At 51.3% G+C, this 22,954-nt stretch carries 19 protein-coding genes; 9 read left to right on the forward strand and 10 right to left on the reverse strand.

Going from position 1 to position 22,954, the window contains the following annotated elements; genetic code table 11:
• Positions 1–34 precede the first annotated feature (34 nt).
• The 3 genes from PTW35_RS04575 to PTW35_RS04585 are packed head-to-tail and all read right to left on the reverse strand — an operon-like array spanning position 35 to position 6,029.
• The gene (locus PTW35_RS04575; protein WP_281026697.1) at positions 35–3,163 is read right to left on the reverse strand and encodes an efflux RND transporter permease subunit; all 3,129 of its coding nucleotides are present in this window, start codon (positions 3,161–3,163) and stop codon (positions 35–37) included.
• Positions 3,160–4,716 carry an efflux RND transporter periplasmic adaptor subunit gene (locus tag PTW35_RS04580; RefSeq protein ID WP_281026698.1) on the reverse strand — a complete coding sequence of 519 codons (1,557 nt, stop codon included), beginning with the start codon at positions 4,714–4,716 and terminating at the stop codon, positions 3,160–3,162. The genes PTW35_RS04575 and PTW35_RS04580 overlap by 4 nt, the downstream gene beginning before the upstream one ends.
• Before the next feature lie 8 nt (positions 4,717–4,724).
• Positions 4,725–6,029 (reverse strand): TolC family protein, encoded by a 1,305-nt coding sequence (locus tag PTW35_RS04585; protein WP_281026699.1) that lies wholly within the window; start codon positions 6,027–6,029, stop codon positions 4,725–4,727.
• Between the two features lie 206 nt (positions 6,030–6,235).
• On the opposite strand from PTW35_RS04585, the gene PTW35_RS04590 reads away from it, so the two are divergent.
• Positions 6,236–6,541 carry a hypothetical protein gene (locus tag PTW35_RS04590; RefSeq protein WP_281026700.1) on the forward strand — a complete coding sequence of 102 codons (306 nt, stop codon included), beginning with the start codon at positions 6,236–6,238 and terminating at the stop codon, positions 6,539–6,541.
• A gap of 157 nt (positions 6,542–6,698) precedes the next feature.
• On the opposite strand, the gene PTW35_RS04595 is transcribed toward PTW35_RS04590, so the two are convergent.
• The 6 genes from PTW35_RS04595 to dinG all read right to left on the reverse strand — a co-directional run bounded on the left by PTW35_RS04595 (position 6,699) and on the right by dinG (position 13,009).
• Entirely contained in the window at positions 6,699–8,156 is a 1,458-nt protein-coding gene (locus PTW35_RS04595) for a hypothetical protein (RefSeq protein WP_281026701.1), read from the reverse strand.
• Positions 8,157–8,434: 278 nt separating this feature from the next.
• Positions 8,435–8,608, reverse strand: a complete 174-nt coding sequence (rsmS, locus tag PTW35_RS04600) for a pleiotropic regulatory protein RsmS (protein ID WP_281026702.1) — start codon at positions 8,606–8,608, stop codon at positions 8,435–8,437.
• Positions 8,609–8,639: 31 nt separating this feature from the next.
• On the reverse strand, positions 8,640–9,563 hold the full coding sequence (locus tag PTW35_RS04605) for a histone deacetylase (RefSeq protein WP_281026703.1): 924 nt from the start codon (positions 9,561–9,563) through the stop codon (positions 8,640–8,642).
• Positions 9,563–10,114, reverse strand: coding sequence for a primosomal replication protein (locus tag PTW35_RS04610; protein ID WP_281026704.1), 552 nt, complete (start codon positions 10,112–10,114; stop codon positions 9,563–9,565). The genes PTW35_RS04605 and PTW35_RS04610 overlap by 1 nt, the downstream gene beginning before the upstream one ends.
• Before the next feature lie 26 nt (positions 10,115–10,140).
• Positions 10,141–10,914 carry a TSUP family transporter gene (locus tag PTW35_RS04615; RefSeq protein WP_281026705.1) on the reverse strand — a complete coding sequence of 258 codons (774 nt, stop codon included), beginning with the start codon at positions 10,912–10,914 and terminating at the stop codon, positions 10,141–10,143.
• A gap of 16 nt (positions 10,915–10,930) precedes the next feature.
• On the reverse strand, positions 10,931–13,009 hold the full coding sequence (gene dinG / locus PTW35_RS04620; RefSeq protein ID WP_281026706.1) for an ATP-dependent DNA helicase DinG: 2,079 nt from the start codon (positions 13,007–13,009) through the stop codon (positions 10,931–10,933).
• A 538-nt stretch (positions 13,010–13,547) separates the two neighbouring features.
• Here dinG and PTW35_RS04625 point away from each other — a divergent pair.
• Positions 13,548–14,525: a porin gene (locus PTW35_RS04625; RefSeq protein WP_281026707.1), complete on the forward strand. Its 978-nt coding sequence runs from the start codon at positions 13,548–13,550 to the stop codon at positions 14,523–14,525.
• 108 nt (positions 14,526–14,633) lie between these two features.
• Positions 14,634–15,275: a DUF2057 domain-containing protein gene (locus PTW35_RS04630; RefSeq protein ID WP_281026708.1), complete on the forward strand. Its 642-nt coding sequence runs from the start codon at positions 14,634–14,636 to the stop codon at positions 15,273–15,275.
• An 87-nt stretch (positions 15,276–15,362) separates the two neighbouring features.
• Here the strand turns inward: PTW35_RS04630 and PTW35_RS04635 are convergent, their stop codons facing one another.
• Entirely contained in the window at positions 15,363–15,728 is a 366-nt protein-coding gene (locus PTW35_RS04635; RefSeq protein WP_281026709.1) for a conjugal transfer protein TraR, read from the reverse strand.
• Between the two features lie 457 nt (positions 15,729–16,185).
• On the opposite strand from PTW35_RS04635, the gene PTW35_RS04640 reads away from it, so the two are divergent.
• The 6 genes from PTW35_RS04640 to PTW35_RS04665 all read left to right on the forward strand — a co-directional run bounded on the left by PTW35_RS04640 (position 16,186) and on the right by PTW35_RS04665 (position 22,035).
• Complete coding sequence (locus PTW35_RS04640; RefSeq protein WP_281026710.1) at positions 16,186–16,566, forward strand: YbaN family protein; 381 nt, start codon at positions 16,186–16,188, stop codon at positions 16,564–16,566.
• 177 nt (positions 16,567–16,743) lie between these two features.
• Positions 16,744–17,289: an adenine phosphoribosyltransferase gene (gene apt / locus PTW35_RS04645; protein WP_281026711.1), complete on the forward strand. Its 546-nt coding sequence runs from the start codon at positions 16,744–16,746 to the stop codon at positions 17,287–17,289.
• 148 nt (positions 17,290–17,437) lie between these two features.
• Positions 17,438–19,714 carry a DNA polymerase III subunit gamma/tau gene (gene dnaX, locus PTW35_RS04650; RefSeq protein ID WP_281026712.1) on the forward strand — a complete coding sequence of 759 codons (2,277 nt, stop codon included), beginning with the start codon at positions 17,438–17,440 and terminating at the stop codon, positions 19,712–19,714.
• 27 nt (positions 19,715–19,741) lie between these two features.
• Positions 19,742–20,071 (forward strand): YbaB/EbfC family nucleoid-associated protein, encoded by a 330-nt coding sequence (locus tag PTW35_RS04655; protein WP_039467303.1) that lies wholly within the window; start codon positions 19,742–19,744, stop codon positions 20,069–20,071.
• A 3-nt stretch (positions 20,072–20,074) separates the two neighbouring features.
• Positions 20,075–20,677, forward strand: a complete 603-nt coding sequence (gene recR, locus PTW35_RS04660) for a recombination mediator RecR (RefSeq protein WP_044622767.1) — start codon at positions 20,075–20,077, stop codon at positions 20,675–20,677.
• 365 nt (positions 20,678–21,042) lie between these two features.
• Entirely contained in the window at positions 21,043–22,035 is a 993-nt protein-coding gene (locus tag PTW35_RS04665) for a porin (RefSeq protein ID WP_281026713.1), read from the forward strand.
• Positions 22,036–22,954: the final 919 nt, after the last annotated feature.

Consider the following 22,954-nt stretch of genomic DNA (forward strand, 5'->3'; position numbering starts at 1 on the left):
ACCCGGTGCCAGGCACCGGGAAAATTGTGTGTTTTTATTTCGTTAGTTTGTAGCTAATGCGTTTCCAAAGCTGGAAAGAGGCCGGCAATACCACCAGGGTCAATAGCAGAGCCGACGACATACCGCCGATCATTGGCGCGGCAATGCGCTGCATGACCTCGGAGCCGGTGCCTGAGCCATACATGATCGGTATCAGGCCGATGATCACGGTTGAGACGGTCATCATGATTGGGCGAACCCGCAAGCCGGCCCCTTCCACAATCGCATTGTTGAGCGAGTCGAGCGTCAGTGGCTGCTTGGTATGCTCAGCCTCTTCCAACTGGTATTTCCAGGCCTGGTTGAGATAGACCAGCATGATGACCCCGATCTCGACTGCGACACCGGCCAGGGCAATGAAGCCAACGCCAACAGCAATCGAGAAGTTGTAGCCCAGCCATTCCATCAGCCAGATGCCGCCGACCATTGCCAGCGGCAGGGTACCCATAATGATCAGTACCTCGCCGACACGGCGGAAGCTGAGGTAGAGCAGCATCATGATGATGGCGATAGTGGCGGGGACGACGACGGTCAGCCGGGCCTTGGCCCGTTCCATGTATTCGTATTGGCCAGACCACACCAGAGAGTAGCCCGCTGGCAGCTCAAGTTGTTCGGCAACAACTTGTTGGGCGTCCTTAACGTAAGAGCCGAGATCACGGCCGTCGATGTCGATGAAGACCCAGCCGTTTGGCCGGGCATTCTCGGTTTTGATCATTGGTGGCCCGTCTTCAAAGCGGATATCGGCCACATCAGCCAGTGCAATTCGGGCACCGTTGGGGGTAACCAAGGGTAGGTTACGCAATTTATCCAATGAATCTCGGTAGCTCTGCGGATAACGGACGTTGATCGGGTAGCGCTCCAGCCCCTCGACCGACTCCCCGACATTCATGCCGCCGACAGCGGTGCTGATCACCTGTTGGATATCACGGATATTGAGGCCGTAGCGGGCGGCTTCTCGGCGTTTGATATCCATGGTGATATAGCGGCCGCCGGCGACCCGCTCGGCATAGACAGATGCCGTGCCTTCAACTTCTTGCAGCAAGGTTTCTAGCTGGGCACCAATCTGTTCAATTTGCTTGAGATCTGGGCCGGCAATTTTGACCCCAATCGGCGTTTTGATACCGGTTGCCAGCATGTCGATGCGGGTTTTTATCGGCATCACCCAGGCATTGGTCAGGCCCGGGAATTGGATCAAGTTATCCAGCTCTCGGCGCAAACTTTCTGTCGTCACTCCTTCTCGCCATTGCTCTTTGGGTTTGAGTTGGATAATAGTTTCGATCATGGTTAAAGGAGCCGGATCGGTGGCGGTTTCAGCCCGGCCGATTTTGCCCCAAACTGTTTTTACCTCAGGGATGGTCTTGATCAGCTTGTCGGTTTGCTGCAGCAGTTCGCGCGCCTTACCGATAGAGATACCCGGATAGGTTGTTGGCATGTACATCAAATCGCCTTCATCCAGTGGCGGTATGAATTCGCTGCCCATTTTTTGTACTGGATAATAGGCGGATGCCATCAACGCCAGGGCAATGACAATAACTGTTTTGGGGAAGGCCAGGCTGAAATTGAGCAATGGGCGATAGAGAGCGATCACCAAGCGGTTGATCGGGTTCTTGTGCTCGGGCAAGACATTGCCACGGATCAGGTAGCCCATTAGCACCGGTACTAGGGTGATAGCCAAGCCGGCAGCTGCTGCCATGGCGTAGGTTTTGGTGAAGGCCAATGGCGAGAACATCTTGCCCTCTTGCCCTTCGAGGGCAAATACAGGCACAAAGCTCAAGGTGATGATGATCAGCGAGAAAAACAGTGGGGCACCGACCTCTTCTGCCGCTCGGCTGATCACTTGCCAACGGTTTTGATCGTTGAGCGGGGTTCGCTCGATATGCTTGTGCACGTTCTCGATCATCACGATGGCGCCGTCGACCATGGCACCAATCGCGATCGCAATGCCACCCAGCGACATGATGTTGGCGTTGATCCCCTGCCAGTGCATGATGATAAACGCCGACAAGATGCCTATCGGCAGACTGATCATAACTACCAGCGACGAGCGGAAATGGAACAAGAACAGAGCGCAGACAATGGCAACGACGATGAACTCTTCGATGAGTTTTTCGTAAAGATTCTTTACCGCGCTGTCGATCAGGCCCGATCGGTCATAGGTGGTGACGATCTCCACGCCATCGGGCAAGCTCCGTTCAAGATCGGCTAATTTATCTTTCACGTTGCCGATGACCTGCTGGGCGTTTTCGCCAAAGCGCATGACGACAACCCCGCCAACGGCTTCGCCCTCGCCGTTGAGCTCAGAGATCCCGCGCCGCATTTGCGGGCCGAGGTTGATATCGGCAATATCACCCAGTAACAACGGCGTGCCCTTGTCCGTTACTTTCAACGGCAGGTTTTTAAGATCGTCTATGCTGGAGACGTAGCCGGTTGCCCTGACCATATGCTCGGCTTCAGCCAGTTCAACCACTGAGGCACCAGCTTCCTGGTTACCGGCCTGAATCGCCATGTTGACCTGTTGGAGTGTCAGGTTGTAGGCACGTAGTTTGTTCGGATCAATCTGAACTTGATATTGCTTGACCATCCCGCCAACAGTGACTATTTCCGATACGCCTTCAACGGTTTGCAGTTCGTATTTCAGGAACCAGTCCTGCAGGCTTCTCAGCTCGCTGAGATCATGCTGGCCGCTTTTGTCGACTAGGACATAGCTGTAAATCCAGCCCACACCGGTGGCATCGGGGCCCAGTGTCGGCTTGGCACTGTCCGGTAGGTTGGGGGCAACCTGGCTGAGATACTCCAGTACCCGCGAACGCGCCCAGTACATGTCGGTATCATCGTTGAAGATGATATAGACATAGGAATCACCGAAGAAGGAATAGCCGCGAACGGTTTCCGCTCCCGGTACCGCCAGCATGGCGGTGGTCAGCGGGTAGGTGACTTGATCTTCTACTACTTGAGGCGCTTGGCCCGGGTAGCTGGTTTTGATGATAACCTGCACGTCAGACAGGTCAGGTATCGCATCAATCGGGGTGCGCTTGAGGCTGTATATACCGGATGCAATTAAAAAAGCGGTGGCAACCAATACCAAAAAACGGTTCTGGATAGACCAACGGATCACGGCACTGATCATTGTTCAGCCTCCTCCATTGCCGGCACCTGTGGCGGGTGGTCCATGGTGCTGTGGTCCATGGTGCTGTGGTCCATATTGGTGCTAGAGTGAGCCCCATCCGCTTGTATCTCTGAAAGGGTGTACTGGCCACTGTCTTGCTTAGTAATTAGAAATCGCACCGACTGGCCGCCGACAAACTGGCTCAGGTCACTGTCGTCACTTACCGTGAAATCCATGGTCATTGCTGGCCAGCCCCACTCGGGGATTGGCGGGTGTTCCAGAGTCAGCATCTTGTGACCCGGCATAATGTTTCGGATCACCCCAGTTGTTTGTACCTGGCTGACGGGTTCGGTCGGGATATGAGTATTGATCCTATTGAGATCAGCGTTTTGGCTCGATTCCGAATCAATCATAAAGTGGGCAGAAGTGACGATGGCGTCATTAAGATCCAGGCCATCCAGAACTTCGACCATGCCGGCCGCCGTCCGCCCGGTTTCGATGCGCACGGTGCGGTATTTGCCATCACCTGCAGCAAGGACGACCCGTGACATATTGCCGGAGCGGATCACCGCTTGCTCAGGCACAACCAGCACCGACTCCTTGGTCTGCGGGATCAGGGTCAGGTTGGCAAACATGTTGGGCTTGAGGTTGGCCTCACGGTTGCTGAACTTGAGACGAACCCTCAAGGTGCGGGTGGCGGGGTCGAGGATCGGGTAGATGTAGTCAACTTTGCCCTGCCAGTTTTTGCCCGGCAAGGCATCAACCCACATTGTGGCCTCAGCACCGGGGGTGATCCAGTGGGCCTGGCGCTCGAAGACTTCGGCATCAACCCAAACATCGGATAGAGAGCCGCCGCTGATCACGGTTTGCTGCGGTGACAAATAAGCACCGTTGCGGATGTTGAGCGTCGCAATCACACCATCAGCCGGTGCTTTTATTGCAATATACTGGCGGGTTTTGCCGCGGCGGAGAATGTCGTTGATCTGGCCGTTATCCACGCCCAGAGAGCGCAGGCGGTCTTTGGCACCATTGACCAGAGCAGCTTTGCCCATACGCTTGGCATTGAGCAGCTCTTCTTGTGCCCTCACGAGATCTGGCGAGTAAATTTCGAACAGAACCTGTCCGGCAAGCACGCGCTCACCAATCGCATTGACACTGAGGTTTTTGATCCAGCCGCTGACACGACTGTTGATTTGCCACAGCTGACTCTCATCAAAGTTGACGTAGCCGACGCTATCAATTTTCGGTGCCAGTTGCTGGCGCTTAACTTGGGTCGTTTTGACGCCGAGGTTATTTTCGACCGCAGGGCTGATAGTAACGGTACCGGCCGGATCATTACTGCCACCGGCAAGATCTTCTTCATAGACAGGGATCAAGTCCATCCCCATGGGAGATTTTCCTGGCTTGTCTCGTTTGTAGTTCGGATCCATGGGGGCCACCCAGTAAAGTGGCTTATTGCTGGCCGTGCCAGTGCTATCGCTTGATTGTCCGTCGGAAAAATAACCGTTGGCAAAGTACCCTAGCGCACCGCCGATAGCGAGAGCGATGAAGGCGATGGAAAATGCGTTTTTCATGTTTTCCCTTAATATTTGTTCAGCAGGTAGGCCAAGGTGTTATTAGCTTGCTGCAGGTCGGCAGCAAGACGGGCCTGTTCCAGTTCAATAGCCAACTCCTCGCTGGCTGCTCGGATGTATTCATCCAGTTGGCTGGTATTGTTCTGATAGCCGCGTTCGACGGCTTGGGTTTTTTCCTTGGCTTGCTTGAGCAAGGTTGAGCGGTAACGAACCAGTCGCTGCTGAGTGTTGTCTCTGTCAATTGCCGCTGCGCTAACTTGGGCATGCATTTGTCGGAGGGTGAGGTCGCGTTGGGTTCTGGCTTCGCCTACCTGATGTTGGGCGGCGGACAGTTTCTTGTCTTGGCGCTTTTCTGTGAATAAAGGGAGATCCATGGTGACGAAGGCGCTGACTAAATCAGGTGCCGGTGATCCATCCATTCGATCGGCCTGACGGTAGGCATACATGACTTCGACACCGAACTGGGGCTGATAGGATTCATTCGCCAATTCGACACCGGTCTCGTTACTTTTAATCAGCTCATCGGCGATCTGGATACGCGGGTGGGCCGTGAGAGCCTGATAATGGTCGTGCGGTGCCTTGGCAAAATATTCCTGCAGGGCGAGCCATTGCGGATAGCCTGTCGCTTTGACTTGCCACGCTTGCTCGCCAAGCCACTCTGAAAGCTGGGCTCGCAGGCGTTGCTGCATCTGCTGGTTAGCCTGAAGCTGCTCGTCTATTTTGTTGACCTGCAGCTCTGCCTGAATCAAGTCCTGAGCCTGGCTAGCGCCAACGCCATAGTTGGTGCTCAGATAGCGGGTAAGCTCACGGAACAGATCTTGGTTTTGCTGCATCAGTAAGTGGCTCTGTTCCAGGTAGGTCAACTCTATCCAAGCGCTGGTGATTGTTTGGGTGACATCAAGCCTGCGGACATCGGCTTGTTTGCGCACACTTCCGGCCTTCTGTTGGCTTTGTTTCTGTTGCAAAGACAGGCTATTGCCACGGCCAAACTGCTGCATGAGACCGACTGAAATGTTGGTCATGGGATCCTCATCGAACGCAAAGCTATCGACAGGCAGCCCGTTGACGCCCATTCTCAATTTGGGATCCATCAATTGGCTGTTGGCTATCCCCATCTCGCTGATCGCATCAGCCTGAAACTGAATTTGTTGCTGGGCAATATCATGTTCGATGGCCCAGTTGATCAGTGCATTCAAGCTCGCTGGTTTGTCATCGGCACTGGCATTGCCTGGGAGGTTAGCGGCCCACGAGTTTGCGGCAAACCCAATGAGAGACACCATAGCTAATGCACGGTAAATCTTGTTTTTTTGCATGTGTTTTTCACTTTTTCGATATTGATAACGACTGGGCAGCGAAAGCTATTTACCCAGTGGAGGCAAAGTACGAATCAGTGAATGGGAGGGCGGAGGCTGTTCTCGATGCGGGAAATCGGCGCACTTACCAATAAACGCGGCGGCGCCGCTTGGTCGGAAAATGCGGGTTGAGTAAGGTAGAAAATCGGCAAGGCTGAGTACTGGCAGTGACTACTGTTACAGCTCTTGCAATGGTTGGTATCGCCGTTATTGTCACAGTGGCTGCCCTCCATCATGGTTTTATCATTGCAGTTATCACAATGAAGGGCCGCCTGATGGCTGGCATGGCTGTCGGCGGAGGTTACGGCTTGTGCCGGGGCATGATGTCCGGTATGGCCATTGGCTTGTTGATGAACCGTACTTTTTTCACTGACTTGATGAGGGGCTGTGGAGTCAGTGTCCGCTGGCACTTGATGACCGGGCATAGCAAAAACTGGGTTGATAATCAGGCTTGTTATCAACACCAGAAGTAATGCCAGCAAATTATACGGTCGGCGCAAGGTCATCATGTAACGGCTAGAAATGATTATTATCTATTTGTTACAAGTCTAGACCTTCCCCTAGGGGAAAGGTCAACAATAAAGAAGTGACTTATTAGCCACTTCTTATTATTAAGAGCGCTTGAAAGGATCAGCCGGCGGGGACTGGCTCAACTTCAGCGTTGAGTTTTGGCGGGGTAGCCGGTGTGTCGATAGCTTCTGTTTCAGCTTGGGGCTCTTTGGCAGCTCCATGATCTACTACAGTTGCAGTACCCGCTATTTTCGGATCTGTCTTTTGCGTTAGGGGAGCGGTTTTAATTGGATCGCTTGTTTGGGTGTAGGCGGTGACTAGCGACGCGTTCAGTTCGGCAATTTTGGCTTCCAACTGGGCGACGGTTTGGTCTGCACGTTCTGTGGCTTTGTGCTGCGAAGCCAGAGATGCCTCTAGTTCAGCCACTTTCTGTTGTTCAGCTGTTAGCTGCGCCAGTAGTTGCTGATGGTTTTGGACACCTTCACTCGATTGGGCCTTTTGCGCTTCAATGAGAGCAACAAGCAGCTTGCCTTGCTCACTGATTGGGTTATCGCGTAGATCCTCGCTACCCAGTGCCTTGGCAATATTGACCAGCATTTTCTCAAACGTCAGTACGTGGCGTTCATAGTCTTTTTCCGGCAGAGCTTTGAGTTTTTGCACCACATCGGCGATATGCTCGGCATGGTTTAGCGAGAACATGGCTTCGTCGGCTTTGTGCTCGATTTTGTCGAACGAGCGCGGCTCGGCAGCAATAAAGGCTTCTGCGGCTGTGACGCGGGTAGAGGCAACTGCCAGTGTATCCGGGGCATGCAAGGCAATATTGCTATTTTTCAAGCGTGCCAATTCTTTTTGTGCCGCCGAAAGGTAAATGCGGGTCACTGTTTTGACTTCAAGCGCACGTTGTTTGCTGACTAAATCAGGCTGGCCTGAAGTCGCACGTTCAATCCGGTCATCTGCAATATGGTTTACCAGTGTTTTGAGCTGGCTCTCTAAGCGCGCATTAGATTTTGGGTAATATTTATTGACATCTAATGACTGTAATTGGGCGCGGTAAGAGAAGGCTTCATCCAGAACCGATAATGCTTTTTCCCGAATTATTTCGGCCTTGGCAATATTGAGCTTGAATTGATTTAACGCTTCTTCGGCGGCCTGGATATTGGTGCGAGAACTGAAGAATCCCGTGCTGCTATGGGCTTTACTCGGATCGGTTTCAAATATCGCATAATACTCTTTGGCGTCACTCAGGGCCTTATCCGCATCTTGATAGTATTTAGTTGCAAACCATTGAAGTTCTTCTTTTTTTGCGTTGTCAAGCTTATCTTCTGCTTGGCGTAAACTCTGAGCAATTGAATGAATTTGAGTGGAAACTTCAGATTGATTGCTTTCGAGAGGAAGTGTTTTTGTTGCATCGGAGTCTGATGCACAGCCCGATAGAAGTACAGTAACAGCGATTGCTGTTAGTGTTAGTCCCTTTTTCATTGCGGCTCCAATTGGTATATATGAGTGAAGTTTATTTCTGAATATTATTAGTGCTTTTAATAAAAAGATTGTAGAACGATAAAAATATAAGATAAACACCCGGGTGCAAATTATTTGTTATCAAAATAAAGGTATAAATATATTTTAATTATCAGTGCTTATCGTCTTGCCATTTATTTGACGCTTGGTGTGATGGCGAGCCTATGCTTACCGAGCTGGTTATATACTGACAATTGCGAAGAGCTAATGGCTTGGAGGTAAGGGGAGCGGACCGGTTTTAGTTTACTGGGGCGTGGTAATTTTGACGGGATTGAGATAGCCAAGGTTTTGGCAGGCAAGGCTATCGTCAATGTCGGATGCTAAGGGAAGACCGTGTGTTACTCCCCCTGCTTAGCTTTTAATTTTGCTTCCAGATCATTTTTGACGATCTTGATAGCCGACAGCGCGGTTTCAGGATCGATCCCGTTACTCTCGAGGAGGTAAATGAGATCGACGGCCAGTTTGATGTCGTCAGGGGCGTTGTCGAGTGGTGATGAGGTCGAGTCTGTCATAGTGCTCACAGGGTTGGGTGAATAACGCGAACTAGCGCAATGCCAGTACATCCATGGCTGAGTATATAAGCTGGGCATGCAGCTTGACCAGATGTTGGTGTTCGCTTCGGTAACCGCCACCAACTACCGCGGCAACAGGGATACCGGCTTCGTGGCAATGGCTCAGTACCAAGTGATCGCGCTGGTAGATCCCTTGAGTACAGACATTGAAATAACCCAATTCATCGTGCTGGTGGATATCAACGCCTGCATCATATATCACCATATCGGGTTGGTGTTGGGCCATAGCCAGAAGCAAGATCCCGCGAAAGGCATCAAGGTATTCGCGGGTGGTTGTTTCCCGCGGCAGGGCCAGATCGATATCGGAATCAGGCTTACGGGCCGGGAAGTTTTTGTCGCAATGCACAGAAAAGGTGATGATATTCGGATCATTTGCCAGTAGCGTTGCGGTTCCGTCACCATGATGGACATCACAGTCGACGATCATGACTTTATCGATCCCGTCCAGGGTAAGGGCGTGGCGGGCAGCCAGCGCCAAATCGTTGACCAGGCAAAAGCCACTGCCAAAGTCATGATGGGCATGGTGATAGCCGCCACTGAGGTGAATACCGAGGCCGTACTGGTAGGCTAAATCGACGGTCAATTTGGTCCCGCCAGACGAGGTCAGGGTGCGCTCGATGAGTTGCGAACTCCACGGGAAACCAATCCGCCGCATTTTGGCCGCCGGCAAAGTGTTTGCGAACAGCTTTTCAATATAGTCTGGATGGTGCAGTTGCTTGATTTCATCAATACCAACCGGTTGAGGTTGGTGTATCCGGATTTGGGGATGTGAACGGAGGCCCAGCTCTAGCTCCAGATACTGATATAGCATCCGGTACTTGTTGATCGGGTAGCGGTGCTCCGGCGGTAGTTCGAGCTGCGAATAGATTGGGTGATAAACCAGATGCAGTGCCATTAGCCTTTACGCTCCCGCATGCTGATCTGTTTTTCAATTTTTGCCAGTGCCATTCGGCAGCGGTGCAGGCGCTCTGCCAATGTGGCTGCTTCGTTTTGTAAGACTTGTTGCTCTTCAGCGGAGCGGCACTGGCTCAGCGCCCGCTCCTTGTGGCGTTGCATGGCTGCGAGACGCTTTGCCCATACCAGGTGCTGTGCGAGATCTTGCTTGAGTTCATAGATCGGCTTTTGCCAGTGTCTTGTGCGCTGGGGCTCGTTTTTACGGATAGTCTGGGTGGCGAGTTCACGTTGGATTGCCTGTATTTGCGAGACAATACGCTCGCAAATATGTTGGGCGCGGGTAGGGTCCAGTTTGCCTTGCTGGTGCTCGCGGCTAAGAGCTTGAATTTCTTCGCGGACTTCTTCCACACAAGGTACCAGCAGTTTACCGTGGCAATGAAACAGCTGTTCATCAAACAGTGGGCGCTGGGCTTCTCCCCGCTTGCTATCGGTATCGGCAGCCTTGTCAGCCAGCTGGGTAGTGAGTGCTTCCAAGCGTTGGAAGTCGAGCATGGGTTGACTCCAAATTCAGTGGTGTACTAAAACCAAGCCTGCAAGGCCAGTTTGACGGCCAAAATAATAACCACAGTAACAAAAACAGGGCGAATGAAACGAGCCCCGAAGCGAATGGCTGAGTGAGCGCCGATATAAGCGCCGAGCATCAGGCAAACCCCCATTGTCAGACCGAGCATAACATTGATATGCCCTAAGATAGCAAAGGTCACCAGTGAGGTCAGGTTGCTGGTAAAGTTCATAGCCTTGGATAGCCCCGAAGCCATCAAGATATCCAACCGGTAGAGGGCCATGTTCGAGACGGTCCAGAACGCCCCGGTACCGGGGCCGGCAACGCCATCGTAAAAACCTAGGCTGGTGCCTTGTACCCACTGCTTTTTTGTCAGGCTTGCGGACTTTTCGGGCAGACTGTGGCTGTTTCCCTTTGGGTGCGGGTGCCAAAGGGTATATAGCGCCGTGGCCAAGATAACCAACGGCAGCATTTTTTCCAGCCATTCGGTGGCAATCAAATCAACCACCAGGGTCCCGGCAATCGCACCAATCAGGGTCGCAACGAACGACTGGCGCCAGAATGAAGGCGAAAAGAGCTGCTTTCTGTAGTAGGTCCAGGCGGCTGTCGACGAGGCAAAGGTCGCGGCCAGTTTGTTGGTGCCCAATGCAATATGCGGTGGCAAACCAATAGAGAGCAGGGCGGGTACGGTCAGCATGCCGCCACCGCCGGCAACCGCATCGATAAAGCCGGCCAGCAGGGCAACCGTTCCAAGCAGGAGCCACATGCTAGGCTCAATCATGTCAATCATTGTTAATTACCTACTATCAGACGTGTTCGATAACACGTTCGAAAGGTGGCAGCGAATCGAGCAAGGCCTTGCCGTAGCGTCGGGTGATCACCCGGCGGTCGAGCAACACGACCCGGCCCGAATCTTCCTCCTTGCGCAGCAAGCGACCCACCGACTGGATCAGTTTCTTGCTGGCTTCAGGTACGGAAATTTGCAAAAACGGGTTGCCGCCCCGGCTTTCGATGTACTCGGCATGAGCCTCTTCTACCGGAGAGGTCGGTACAGCAAAAGGGATCTTGGTAATGATCAGGTTTTTGAGTAAATCCCCAGGTAAATCAAGTCCTTCAGAGAAACTCCCAGTGCCGAACAAAATGCTGGGTTTACCTTTTTGACAGTTCTCTTTATGTTTTTTTAGAATGATGTGGCGCGATTCCTCGCCTTGGATCAGCAGCTCCCAGCGATTTTTCTTCGCCAGCGGGCGTAGTTTGTCGGCCACTTGGTTCATCTGCCAATAGGACGAAAACAGTACCAGGCTAGAGGTTTCACCTTCGAGGTACTCCGGCAGGGTGTCGATAAGCAAATCGGTAAACTTGTCAGCCTGTGGCTCCAGTGGTAGGGCCGGGATCACCAAGCGTGCGTTATTTTTGTAGTCAAACGGCGAGGCCAAGGCCAAGAACCGGGTTGCTTCCTTTTCGAAGATACCGGCCTGGCGGCAAAAATAATCAAACTGGTTCAATGCCCTTAGGGTCGCAGAAACCAAAATAGAGCCGACTGCACGGCTCCAGAGCAGTTGGTCGAGGCGGTGGCCGACTTCCAGCGGCGAGACTTCGATGATGTAGTCATTCTCCCTATCCGGACTTTTTTCTATCCAGCGGGCTAAAGGTGCCCCTTTGTCCTTGTTGGGCTGGGCCATTAGGTTCCAGACCTTTTCAAGGTTTTCCAGACGCTGCAGGTAAAAGCCAGACTCAGTAAGCGCCTGCTCACCAACCCTTGGCAAAATTTCATTGTCTTTGCTGCGCTCGGAGATCAGATCGTGAATTTTCCCCAGCGCCTGCAGGGCTTTCTTGCTGGCATCTTTGCAACCCTTTGCCTCTTCTTGCAGCCATGCAGGCAGTTCACCGTGCTCAAAGCGGTAAACGCCGTCTTTATTGAACTGGGCATCGTCGATATTGTTGGCGATCTGGCGCAGGGAGGGGATCAGCAAGGCGATATTTTCGCTCAGCGCGGTCTGGAAACGGCCTGATTTCTTGTAATCGGCCAGCTCTGCCAGTCTACCGACAGACTGATTGAGCTTTTCTAGCCAGTTGGCGGCCCCTTTAAGGCTCGCCGCTGCCGATGAAAAGTCACGTGCAACCTGCGGCAGGTGGTGGGCCTCGTCGATGACATAGATGGTTTTTTCCGGCTCCGGCAAGATGATACCGCCGCCCAGCTCGATATCGGCCATCAGCAGGGCATGGTTGGCGATGATGACATCGGCTTTCTCCAGGTGCTCGCGGGCCTTGGCAAACGGGCAGTCCCGGTGCTTGGGCAGGCCGGCATGGCAGCTGTGTTTATCGGCGACAATCTGCTGCCAGACGCGATCGGGGATGGTGGTTGGCCAGCTGTCGCGGTCGCCGTCCCATTTTCCGCTCTCGCTGGCTATCAACATCCGCTTCAAAATATCTAAATCAGACTTTTTAGGTTTTTCATCCCACAAGCTAACCTGTTGATTTTCATCACCACTACAGCTAGCTTCCAGTTTATGGTTGCAACAATAGCGTTGTCGGCCCTTTGCCAGGATAAAACTGAACTCTTTGGGATAGATGCGATTGAACAGTGGTAGGTCTTTGTTGATCAGCTGCTCTTGCAGGGCAACGGTGGCCGTTGATATCAAGACTTTCTTGTTATTGAACACGGCAAAAGGGATGGCCCCCAGTAAATAGGAGAGCGATTTACCGATCCCAGTGCCAGCTTCGGCAACCAGCATGCGGTGCTTGGCATGGTATTCCCCGCCCAACGTTTTGGCAATTTCAGCCACCAGATAGTTTTGAGCCCTTCTAGGTATAAAGTTATCGAGCTGGTTGCTCAGGTTCTCGTAGCACTGCTTGATATCACTTTTTATCTGGTTGTGTAGCATAACTGAAACTTCATAGGGACAGGGTGCGGCATTATAGCACGAACATCTGAATGTGACCGCTCGCAGGTTTTTGTTATTTGCCTTTTAAAAATGAGAACCAGTTCACGAAATAAGATTGAACTTGTTTCGTTGCATGTAGAGCGAGCGCTATTCAATGCTAAATCACCACAAATTCCTGCTCTGAATGGTGAATTGTGCTTTTATTGTCCTTTTTTTTCTAAATTTTTAGTTTTTTATGTTGATGTTTGATGGGTTACTTTTTTATGAATAGGCTGGTTTTATATTAAAACAATGCTCAATTAGCACGCAGGTGCTTTGTAAGTGATTGAATTGAATGGTTGTTGATGTTTTTTTAGTTTGGATTTAGAAGATTTGACATCAAGAGGAATATTCTGTCAGGATGAGTTCCATAAATTTCGACTCTTTGGTTTTCTTATTGCGTTATATGTTCATAAGGCATGAGAAACTGGGGATAAAAAAAGAAAAGGAATTCTGGAAACAGGAATTCCAGTCTAAATAAGAAAAGGCAGTGGATATCATGAAAAAGACTCTTCTAGCACTATCAGTACTAGCAGCAGGTTCAGCACAAGCTGGTGTAAACCTATATGACGAAAACGGTGTAATCGTTGACCTTTCAGCTGCAGCTGAAGTTCAGTACATTCAAGAATACACACCAAACAGCGACCCGTTCCTACGTTTGGATGACGGTGACCTAGCGCTAAACACCACTATCGCGGTTAACAGCCAGTTGAATGCGGTTGCCGGTATTGCCTTTAAGTTCGAAGATAGCGATGTTAAGAACGACGAGCTATGGGTTGGTCTTGGTGGCGACTTCGGTACCGTTACTTTCGGTCGCCAGCTATTGATTGCTGATGACTCAGGTATCGGTAAAGACTACGAGCTAGGCGGTGACGGTCTAGATTTCGTTCAGGCAGAAGGCGATCAAACTGTTAAGTACGTATACGACAACGGCCAATTCTACGCGGGTATTTCTGCTGTTATTGCTGAAGACAACGATGATGCAACAGAAGATACAAGCATCGTTGATGGTCGTCTAGGTGCTCGTTTCGGTAACTTCGATGCTCGTGTATACCTATACTCTGGTTCTGATGTGAGCGGCAACTTCGTTAGCTTCTTCGATAACAAATCTATGGACATCGACGGCTACAACCTAGAAGTTGAATACTTCATGGATGCATTTGCTCTAGCTGCTTCTTTCGGCCAGATCGAGTATGAAGATGCAACTTCTGCTAACAAAGGTAAAGTTGAAGCAGATACAGCAGCACTTGCTGGTTCATACACTATGAACCAAACTACTTTTGCTCTTGGTTACACTTACCTAGGTTGGGATGAAAAGCCAACTGCTGGTGCTAAGACTTCTGACGACGTAAACACTTTCTACGCGAACGTTACTCAGCAGCTACACAGCAATGTTAAAGCTTACGGCGAAATCGGCTACACAGACGCTGATGACGCAGAGTTCGGCTACGTAGTAGGTATGGAAGTAATTTTCTAATCGTCTTTTTCGGTTAAAAACTCTCCAAAAAAAGCCGCCTCCTCAGGCGGCTTTTTGTTATCTTAGTGGTGACAAAATTGTGTTATGACAGTGAGTAAGGGATTGATAATGAAAAAATGGTTAGTGACCCTTGGGCTATTGGCGCTGCCGATGGGCGTGCAGGCAGCCACACTGAGCACCGGCAACAACATCAAGCTGCTGGTGGTCGACGGCAAAAAGGTCGAGTCGTCGTTCTGGTCTGAAACTGACAGCATCGAGCTGACGGAAGGGCGCCACCAGGTGGTGGTCCGCTTTGACGGTGAACTCAAAGATGGCTCGAAGAGCAAAATGTACACCACGCGTCCTTATTTGTTCGAAATGGACGTCCCGAAGCAAGATGCCACCATTGTCTTGCCTCGCCTATCGACCCTGAGCCAGGCCAAAGCGTATTTCCAACGCGGCCCAGAATGGCAGCTTGAACTGGCGGATGGGACTTCCCATCACCTAAACCATGTCGAGCTGCAGGGCAAGGGCTTTGCCGCCTTCAGCAATATGGAAGCGGTCGTTGCCGAGTACAACCGCGAGCACGGTATTACCTTTGAAGAGGGGTATGCGGTTGATCTTGAGCAGGCCGCAGTGGAAGTCAGTGACAAAGGGGAAGTGAGCATTACTGGTGATGCCTTTGTCCAGCTCAAGCTGTGGTACAGCAAGGCGAACGCGGAAGAAAGGGCTGCTTTCGAACAATGGGTGAAGCAGCAATCTGCTCAATAGTGGTAGGATGCAATTTCGTCAAGATTGCACCGCGTAAACGTGGTGCAGTAAATAACAATAGGCGGGAAGGCCCGCTTATTGATGGTGTTAGCTGTCGTGGTGGTAGCGGCTGTGCTCGCGGCAGCTACTGCAGCGTGGCTGGGCCGGATCTTGCTCGAGATCTTCAAGGGTAATTTCTTCTTCGCAATCGACACACAGTCCGTACATGCCGAGTTTCACCGAGCACACGGCGGCGTCAACGCGCTCCATCCGGACGGCCAAGTCAAACAGGTTGGGAATAAAAGACGATTTGGCCATCACGATTAATTCGCTAAGCTCCGCGTTCTCAATTGCCGTTGCCGATGGCACCAAGGTATTGAGCAGCATTTCGTGTTTGAGCTCGCGTGACAACATTCCGTGCTCTTGTTCAAGGCGCTGCTGCAGTTGATCGTAAAGTTTATCTGACGTTGTCATAAGCCTTTCATTCTTTTTATTTGTGATTATTTCAGTCTAAGACGATTCTTGAGAACGATTGTGATTTGAATCAAACAATTATGGGGTTGTATGACAATAACCTTATTTTCTCTCGGTTTTTGTCTTGGCGTGAATCCGCTATATTGGCACCACTTATAAATGATGGCCCATGAGCCATTAACGCGTAATCAGTCAATAAAGGAAGTGTACCATGGAGCAGGGATTTCAAGATCCGTATAACGTTAAATATTTCTTTGGCTTTATTGCCGTGTTGGCGTTGCCGACGTTGCCCGCAATCCTGACTTGGGTTGGTATGCTTAGCTCATAAGCATTAACGAGTTACCCCAGGCTTGACACAAATACCAACAATCTAGTGGTTGTTGGTATTTTTGTTTGCGCTAGCATAGGTATAAACTCGTATTAAAGGGTAAATAGGCGTTTACAGTGGTTAGGAAGCATGGTTAGAAAAACACTTTTTTTGTTGGGCGGCTGGATCTGTGTGGCTTTGGGGCTGCTCGGGGCCTTTTTGCCGCTGTTGCCGACGACACCATTTCTGCTGCTTGCCAGTGCGTGTTTTATGCGTGGCTCGCCAAAGCTTAACCATTGGTTGCTGCACCACCCGAGATTCGGGCCGATTTTGCAAAATTGGCACCATCACCGTGCGGTCTCGAAGCCCGTTAAGCGAAGGGCCAATGTCATGATAGTCGCCAGCTTTGCCCTATCTATATACTTGGTGCCATTGCTGTGGCACAAAGTGATGCTGCTGACCATGTTGGTGGTGCTGCTTGTTTGGTTTAACCGCTTGCCTGAGCGGGATAATCCCCCCCTGCAGAGCTAAATCTTCTGCCAATGCTATCTGGATCATCCTATCGGCGTTGAGTGCGCCGCAATCCTTGCCCCGGTTTGGGAAAAAAATTACTATTTGAACCAGTTTTTCAGCAGTATGCCGGCATGCTGCTGTATTGTTCAGTTATGGCTCCGCGGCCTTGCCGTTTTGGGAGCATGGAAAAAGATTATGACTCAAGAAAAGCTCGCGTTGATCAAAAATAGCATCAAATCCATTCCTGATTACCCTAAGCCAGGGATCCTGTTCCGAGATGTGACGAGCCTGATGGAAGATCCGGAAGCCTACCGTGCGACAATGCAGATCCTTATCGATCAGTATAAGGGCAAAGGGATCACTAAAGTGATTGGTACTGAGGCGCGTGGTTTTTTGTTCGGGGCACCTCTCGCGCTTGAGTTGGGCGTGGGTTTTGTGCCTGTGCGCAAGCCTGGCAAACTGCCTCGCGAAGTGATTGGCGAGAGCTACGAGCTTGAGTATGGCCAAGATACCCTAGAGATCCATGTTGATGCGATCAAAGAGGGCGACAAGGTTTTGCTGGTGGACGACCTGTTGGCAACGGGCGGAACCATTGAAGCCACGACGAAACTGGTACGCCGCCTGGGTGGTGTGGTAGAAGATGCTGCCTTCGTTATCAACCTACCGGATATCGGTGGTGAGGAGCGCCTGAAAGGTATCGGCCTGAGTGTCTTTAGCCTGTGCGACTTCGACGGTCACTAATTCTCTTCTGTTAATGCAGATGCTCAGCTCCTCTGGGTCTTACTTTTCGGGGAGCTGGCTAATCATTGGGCGCTCGTTGGAGCGTCCTCTCGCTCAAAAATCCTCCCTGTGCTAGCATTGAGTTCTTGATTCTGTAAGGTTAGTTAACATGAGTTATCAGGTTCTGGCACGTAAATGGCGCCCGCACCAGTTTGATGATGTGGTTGGTCAGTCCCACGTATTGACGGCGCTGGCCAATGCGCTTGCCCACAACCGTCTTCACCATGCCTATTTGTTCAGTGGAACCAGAGGGGTAGGTAAAACCACGATTGCCCGTATTTTTGCCAAGGGCTTGAACTGCGAGCAGGGCGTTACGGCCTCGCCATGTGGCCAGTGTCCAACCTGCCGTGAAATCGATGAAGGTCGCTTTGTCGATTTGCTGGAAATCGATGCGGCATCGCGCACCAAGGTAGAAGATACCCGGGAGCTGCTCGATAACGTCCAGTACAAGCCGGCCCGTGGCCGCTACAAGGTTTACCTGATTGACGAAGTGCACATGTTGTCTCGTCATAGCTTTAACGCCTTATTGAAAACACTGGAAGAGCCGCCTGAATACGTGAAGTTTATTTTGGCGACGACCGATCCGCAGAAGCTGCCGGTGACCATCCTCTCCCGCTGCTTGCAGTTCCATCTCAAGCATTTGGATAACAGCCAGATCCAGTCGCAGCTGGAAAAGGTGCTGACCACAGAGCAGATTGAGTTCGACACCCGGGCGCTGGGTTTACTTTCCCGTGCTGCCGAAGGGAGTATGCGCGATGCGTTGAGCCTGACCGATCAGGCAATTGCGTTGGGTAATGGCCAGGTGCAGGCCGATGCGGTATCTGAAATGCTCGGTACCCTCAATACCGAACAGGCTCTTTATCTGCTTGAGGCGGTAGCCAGTGGCGAAGCCGGGCCTGCGATGGCTTGCCTGGAAGAGCTCGCATCGGTCGGTGTCGAGTGGGACAGCTTGCTGCGAGAAATGGCCACCCAGCTCCATCGAGTGGCGATGCACCAGGCGCTGCCGGCGTCATTGGATGAAAGCGCTCCGGATGCGCCACGCATTACGGCATTAAGCCAGGCTGTTTCGCCACAAGAAGTCCAGCTGTGTTACCAGATTGCCCTGCAGGGACGTCAGGATCTGGCGTTTGCCCCTGACGGCCGAACCGGACTGGAAATGGTACTGCTGCGCATGCTGGCTTTCCGGCCGGTGTCGGTCAATGCGGTTACGCCGCAGCCGATAGCCGTACCGGCGACCCAGCCAGCCACGGCACCGGTGCAGCAGGTGGCCCAGCCACAAGCTGCTCAGCCGTCGAGCCAAGGTATTCAGCGGGTCCAGGCGCTGAAGGCACAGATGCATGGCGGGCAACAGGCGGCTGCCTCGCAGTCCCAGCCAGCAACTGGTTATGGCCAGCCGCAGGGCATGCCTGCGCATGAGCCGCAAGGCTATACTCAGCCGCCTGCAGGGCAGGCGAGTTCTGTCCTGCCACCTGCCGAGAGTTATGGTCCGGCCGGGTATGAGCCGGTACCAACGCCTCCAGATTCTGCTACGGCACCAGTAGTGCCAAACCACCAAGCTGCTCAGGCACACCCACAAGTTGCGCACCCTGCTGCACCGGCTCAAGCGCAGTCGGTGCCGGGATCGGCAGCATCGGGGTTGCTGGCGGCGAGAAACCAGCTTCGCAGTAAAGCCAAGCGCGACGGTAATACGTCGGATAGCGGAAAAAAGGTTGAACCGGTACGGGCTAGAAAAGTTGCAAGCAGCAGCGTACTTGATCGCATTGCCAGTAAGCAAAACGGTCAGGTAAAGGCGGCTGGTAATGCGATGCCGGTACCGGGTGCAGCAAACACAGCGGCAACGCAGCCTGACGGTATGGAAAACACTGGTGCAAAAGCCGTGGAATACCAATGGCGCCCGACAGCGCTTCCCGCGCAGAGCGAGGCACAGCCAGTCGTCGCGCCGACGGCATTGAAACAAGCGTTGGAGCATGAAAAAACACCGGAAATGGTGAAATTGCTTGTCAAGGAAGCTGCAAATCAGGATAGTTGGTCGGATTGGGTGACTAAGCTTAATGTTGGGCGTATGGTCCAGCAATTGGCACTTAATTCAGCCTTCGAAAGAGAAGGTAATCAGGTGAAATTATGTCTTCGCCCTTCTCAGCAGCACCTGGATACGCCTAAGGCACGGGAGCAATTGGCTCAGGCAATGAGTGAACTGTTTGCCGAAAACGTGTCGTTAGAAATTGAATTGAGTGATAAAGGCCGCTCGCCCCTTGAATGGCGTGAGGCAATTTATCAGCAGAAACTGGATCAGGCCAAGCAGAGTCTGCAGTCTGATCCGAACGTGAATTTCATTTGTCAGCGGTTTGCTGCTGTACTTGATGAAGATAGCGTAAGACCCTTATAGATTAACCAGACCACAGAGAGAGATGATATGTTTGGTAAAGGCGGTATGGCTAACATGATGAAGCAGGCGCAACAGATGCAAGAGCGCATGCAGCAGATGCAGGAAGAGATCGCAAATATGGAAGTGACCGGCGAGTCTGGTGCTGGCCTGGTAAAAGTGACTCTGACTGGTAGCCACAGTGTACGTCGTGTTGAGCTGGATGACAGCTTGATGGAAGACGACAAAGATATGCTTGAAGATCTGATCGCGGCAGCATTCAACGATGCGGCGCGTCGCATTGAAGAAGCACAGAAAGAGAAGATGGCTAGCGTAACCGGTGGTATGAATCTGCCTGCTGGCTTTAAGATGCCATTCTAATTAATGCGTACCAGTCACTTACTGGAGCAACTGATGGAGGCCTTACGGTGCCTGCCTGGGGTCGGACCCAAGTCAGCGCAACGTATGGCCTTCAGTTTGTTACAGAGAAACCGACAGGGCGGCTTGCAACTGGCCGACGCGTTGAGTAAGGCGATGACCGAAATTGGTCACTGCCGGGATTGCCGTACTTTTACCGAGGAAGAAGTCTGTGCAATTTGCTCGAACCCTCGTCGCCAGGAAAACGGTCAGATCTGTGTGGTGGAGTCTCCGGCAGATATCGTTGCGGTCGAAGCTACTGGTCAGTTCTCCGGCCGCTATTTTGTGCTGATGGGGCACCTGTCACCGCTTGATGGTATCGGCCCTTCTGACATCGGTCTGGATACTCTAGAGTTTCGTTTGCAAAACGAGCAGATCAGCGAGCTGATTTTGGCGACCAACCCGACGGTGGAAGGGGAAGCGACCGCTCACTATATTGCCGAGCTCTGCAGTGAGTATTCGACCCCGGCCTCGCGTATTGCCCATGGGGTGCCAGTCGGGGGCGAGCTGGAGTTAGTCGACGGAACAACCTTGTCCCACTCCCTAGCAGGCCGACAAAAGCTGTACTGATAGATATAAAACTTGTTTTATATAAACTTTTTTTACCAAAATACCAACCGTCTGTGTTGGTATTTTTTTGCCCTTTTTTTACTTTCTTGCCTAATCAAGCACTTAAAAAGCCAAATTTAGCTTTTTTAGAGTGGTAAAGAAATATTTAGATTTTAGCAAAAGTTGTTTTCTAAGAACTTCTATCAAAATATTCTTTAATAGAATTTCAGTTCCTAACTGATTGTTTTCATGTATTAAATAATAACGTTACTTGCCAGGTGATGATGGTTGATGGTTGTAAATGCCCTTCGTTACCGGCGTATCAAATAAAAAATTAATACCAAGTTTTCGACTGTTTGAAAGTCAGGGAACGATTAGGAGTGAACATGAAAAAGACAGTAGTTGCAGCCGTGATTGGCTCGGTAGTAGCTAGCGCGTCAGCAATGGCGGCAGAGGTTTATAATTCAGATGATCTATCTGTTAACGTATACGGTAACCTGCGTGCACGTTACGAGACGACAGATAATGGTCACATGGGCGCAGACAGCACTTTCACTGGTGAAGGTACAGAGCTTGGTCTTAGCGTTAACTACTTCATGGACAACAACATGTACATCAACGGTGATGTACTGAAAGAATTCAACATCATCCCAGAAGATGGCGATGGCTCTGATGACGACGACTTCCTGAAGTTCGGCTCGGTGGCGATCGGTGGTAACTTCGGTGAATTCCGTATGGGCCGTATGTCAGCAGTACAAGATAGCCTGGCGGGCCAGTACGATATTACGTGGGAGTACGGCGGTACGGCAAACATCAAATCAGATGAGGCGGCCACTGACCGTTTGACCAACGGTATCCAGTACAAGATTGATATCAGTGACTTCACTGTGATGGCGCAGTACCACACCGGTACCGAAAGCAACGGCGTAGATATCGACCAGGCGTTCGCGCTGGGTGCGGCATGGACATCTAACTTCGGTCTTGGCCTATCGGGTACCTACACCCAGTCTGAGCGTACAGCAAAGAGCGTCTACGGCGATGATAAAGATACGTCTTGGACCCTGAACGCGACCTACGAATGGCAGGCCTTGTCGCTAGCGGCAATGTACTCTGACTACGATTTTGCGGGCGATGAGCAAACGGGTATCGGTGCTATGGCGCGCTACGACTTTGACATGGGCTTCGGCGTGTACGGTGTGTACGACTACGTTGATTACGACACACTTAACGACAAGCTAAACCAGTACACCATCGGTGCGGATTACTGGGTAACTAGCCAGGTAGTTTCTTACATGGAATATGCTGACCAGAGCTTCGACAAGCGTAACGCTGGCCAGGACGACAACGCATTCACTATCGGTATGCGTCTGTACTTCTAATTTTAGATATTTGCTAGACTGTTCATTGTGTTTGGGGGAAGCTTGGCTTCCCCCTTTTTTCGTTAGAGCGGTCCGATGGACGAAAAGCGGTTCGATGGCCTATGGATTTAACCGCGGTTCTACGGAGAAGAGCTGGCCCCACAGCACCACATTTTTTCTCAGTGCTAATACTCCATCCATCTTGTGAGAGATCTCTTACAAGAGCGTGGGATATTGTGTCGATAGCTATTGGTTTTTTTCGCCTTTATTTTGCTTAAGCTTCTGCTTTTAATGGTATTTATTGAGGGTTTTCGACGTTTTAACCGTGTTGCATAGCAGATTTTATTTTGAGGTGGCTACTCAATACAGCCCATCGGCGTATAGTGATTGGTGTCGGAAGGAACTGACGGAACGGAACAGGAAATAAGCCAAGGATTTGGTTTGTCTCAGGAAGAGACCGGTGTACCAGGATGGTATGTCGAACAGGGACTGTGAAGGGATAGCCGAGGAACGGCAAAACGGTAACCAGGATGCTTACCGGTCAGGATGACAATGGACCACTTCAGGACGAAGTCAGGGACACCTCCAGGATGGATGTTGAGAGTCAGAATAGGATATGCTGACGGGTCAGGACGGCCACAGGACAACTTCAGGACGAAGAATAAAAGGAATCTGCTGACGGATTACAGCAATTCAATGGAATGATGCAGGGAGCACCACAGTAGCGGGATTGCTGCAAGTAAGACCTAAGGGCGCAACGCAAGTTGCGCCCGTTCTTTTTTTAGGCTTCGCAAAATCGGCCCTATGGTGAAGTGGTTCTATGGCCCTATGGGTCTAAGAGCGACTCTGTGGTCTAAGAACTGTAAAAGACAAAGCAGTTTTTATTGATTAATGTTTTAAATCAATAGCTTGACAGCATGCCGAGGCTAGGGGAGCATTT

It is taken from the genome of Photobacterium sp. DA100 (assembly GCF_029223585.1).
Classification (GTDB): domain Bacteria; phylum Pseudomonadota; class Gammaproteobacteria; order Enterobacterales; family Vibrionaceae; genus Photobacterium.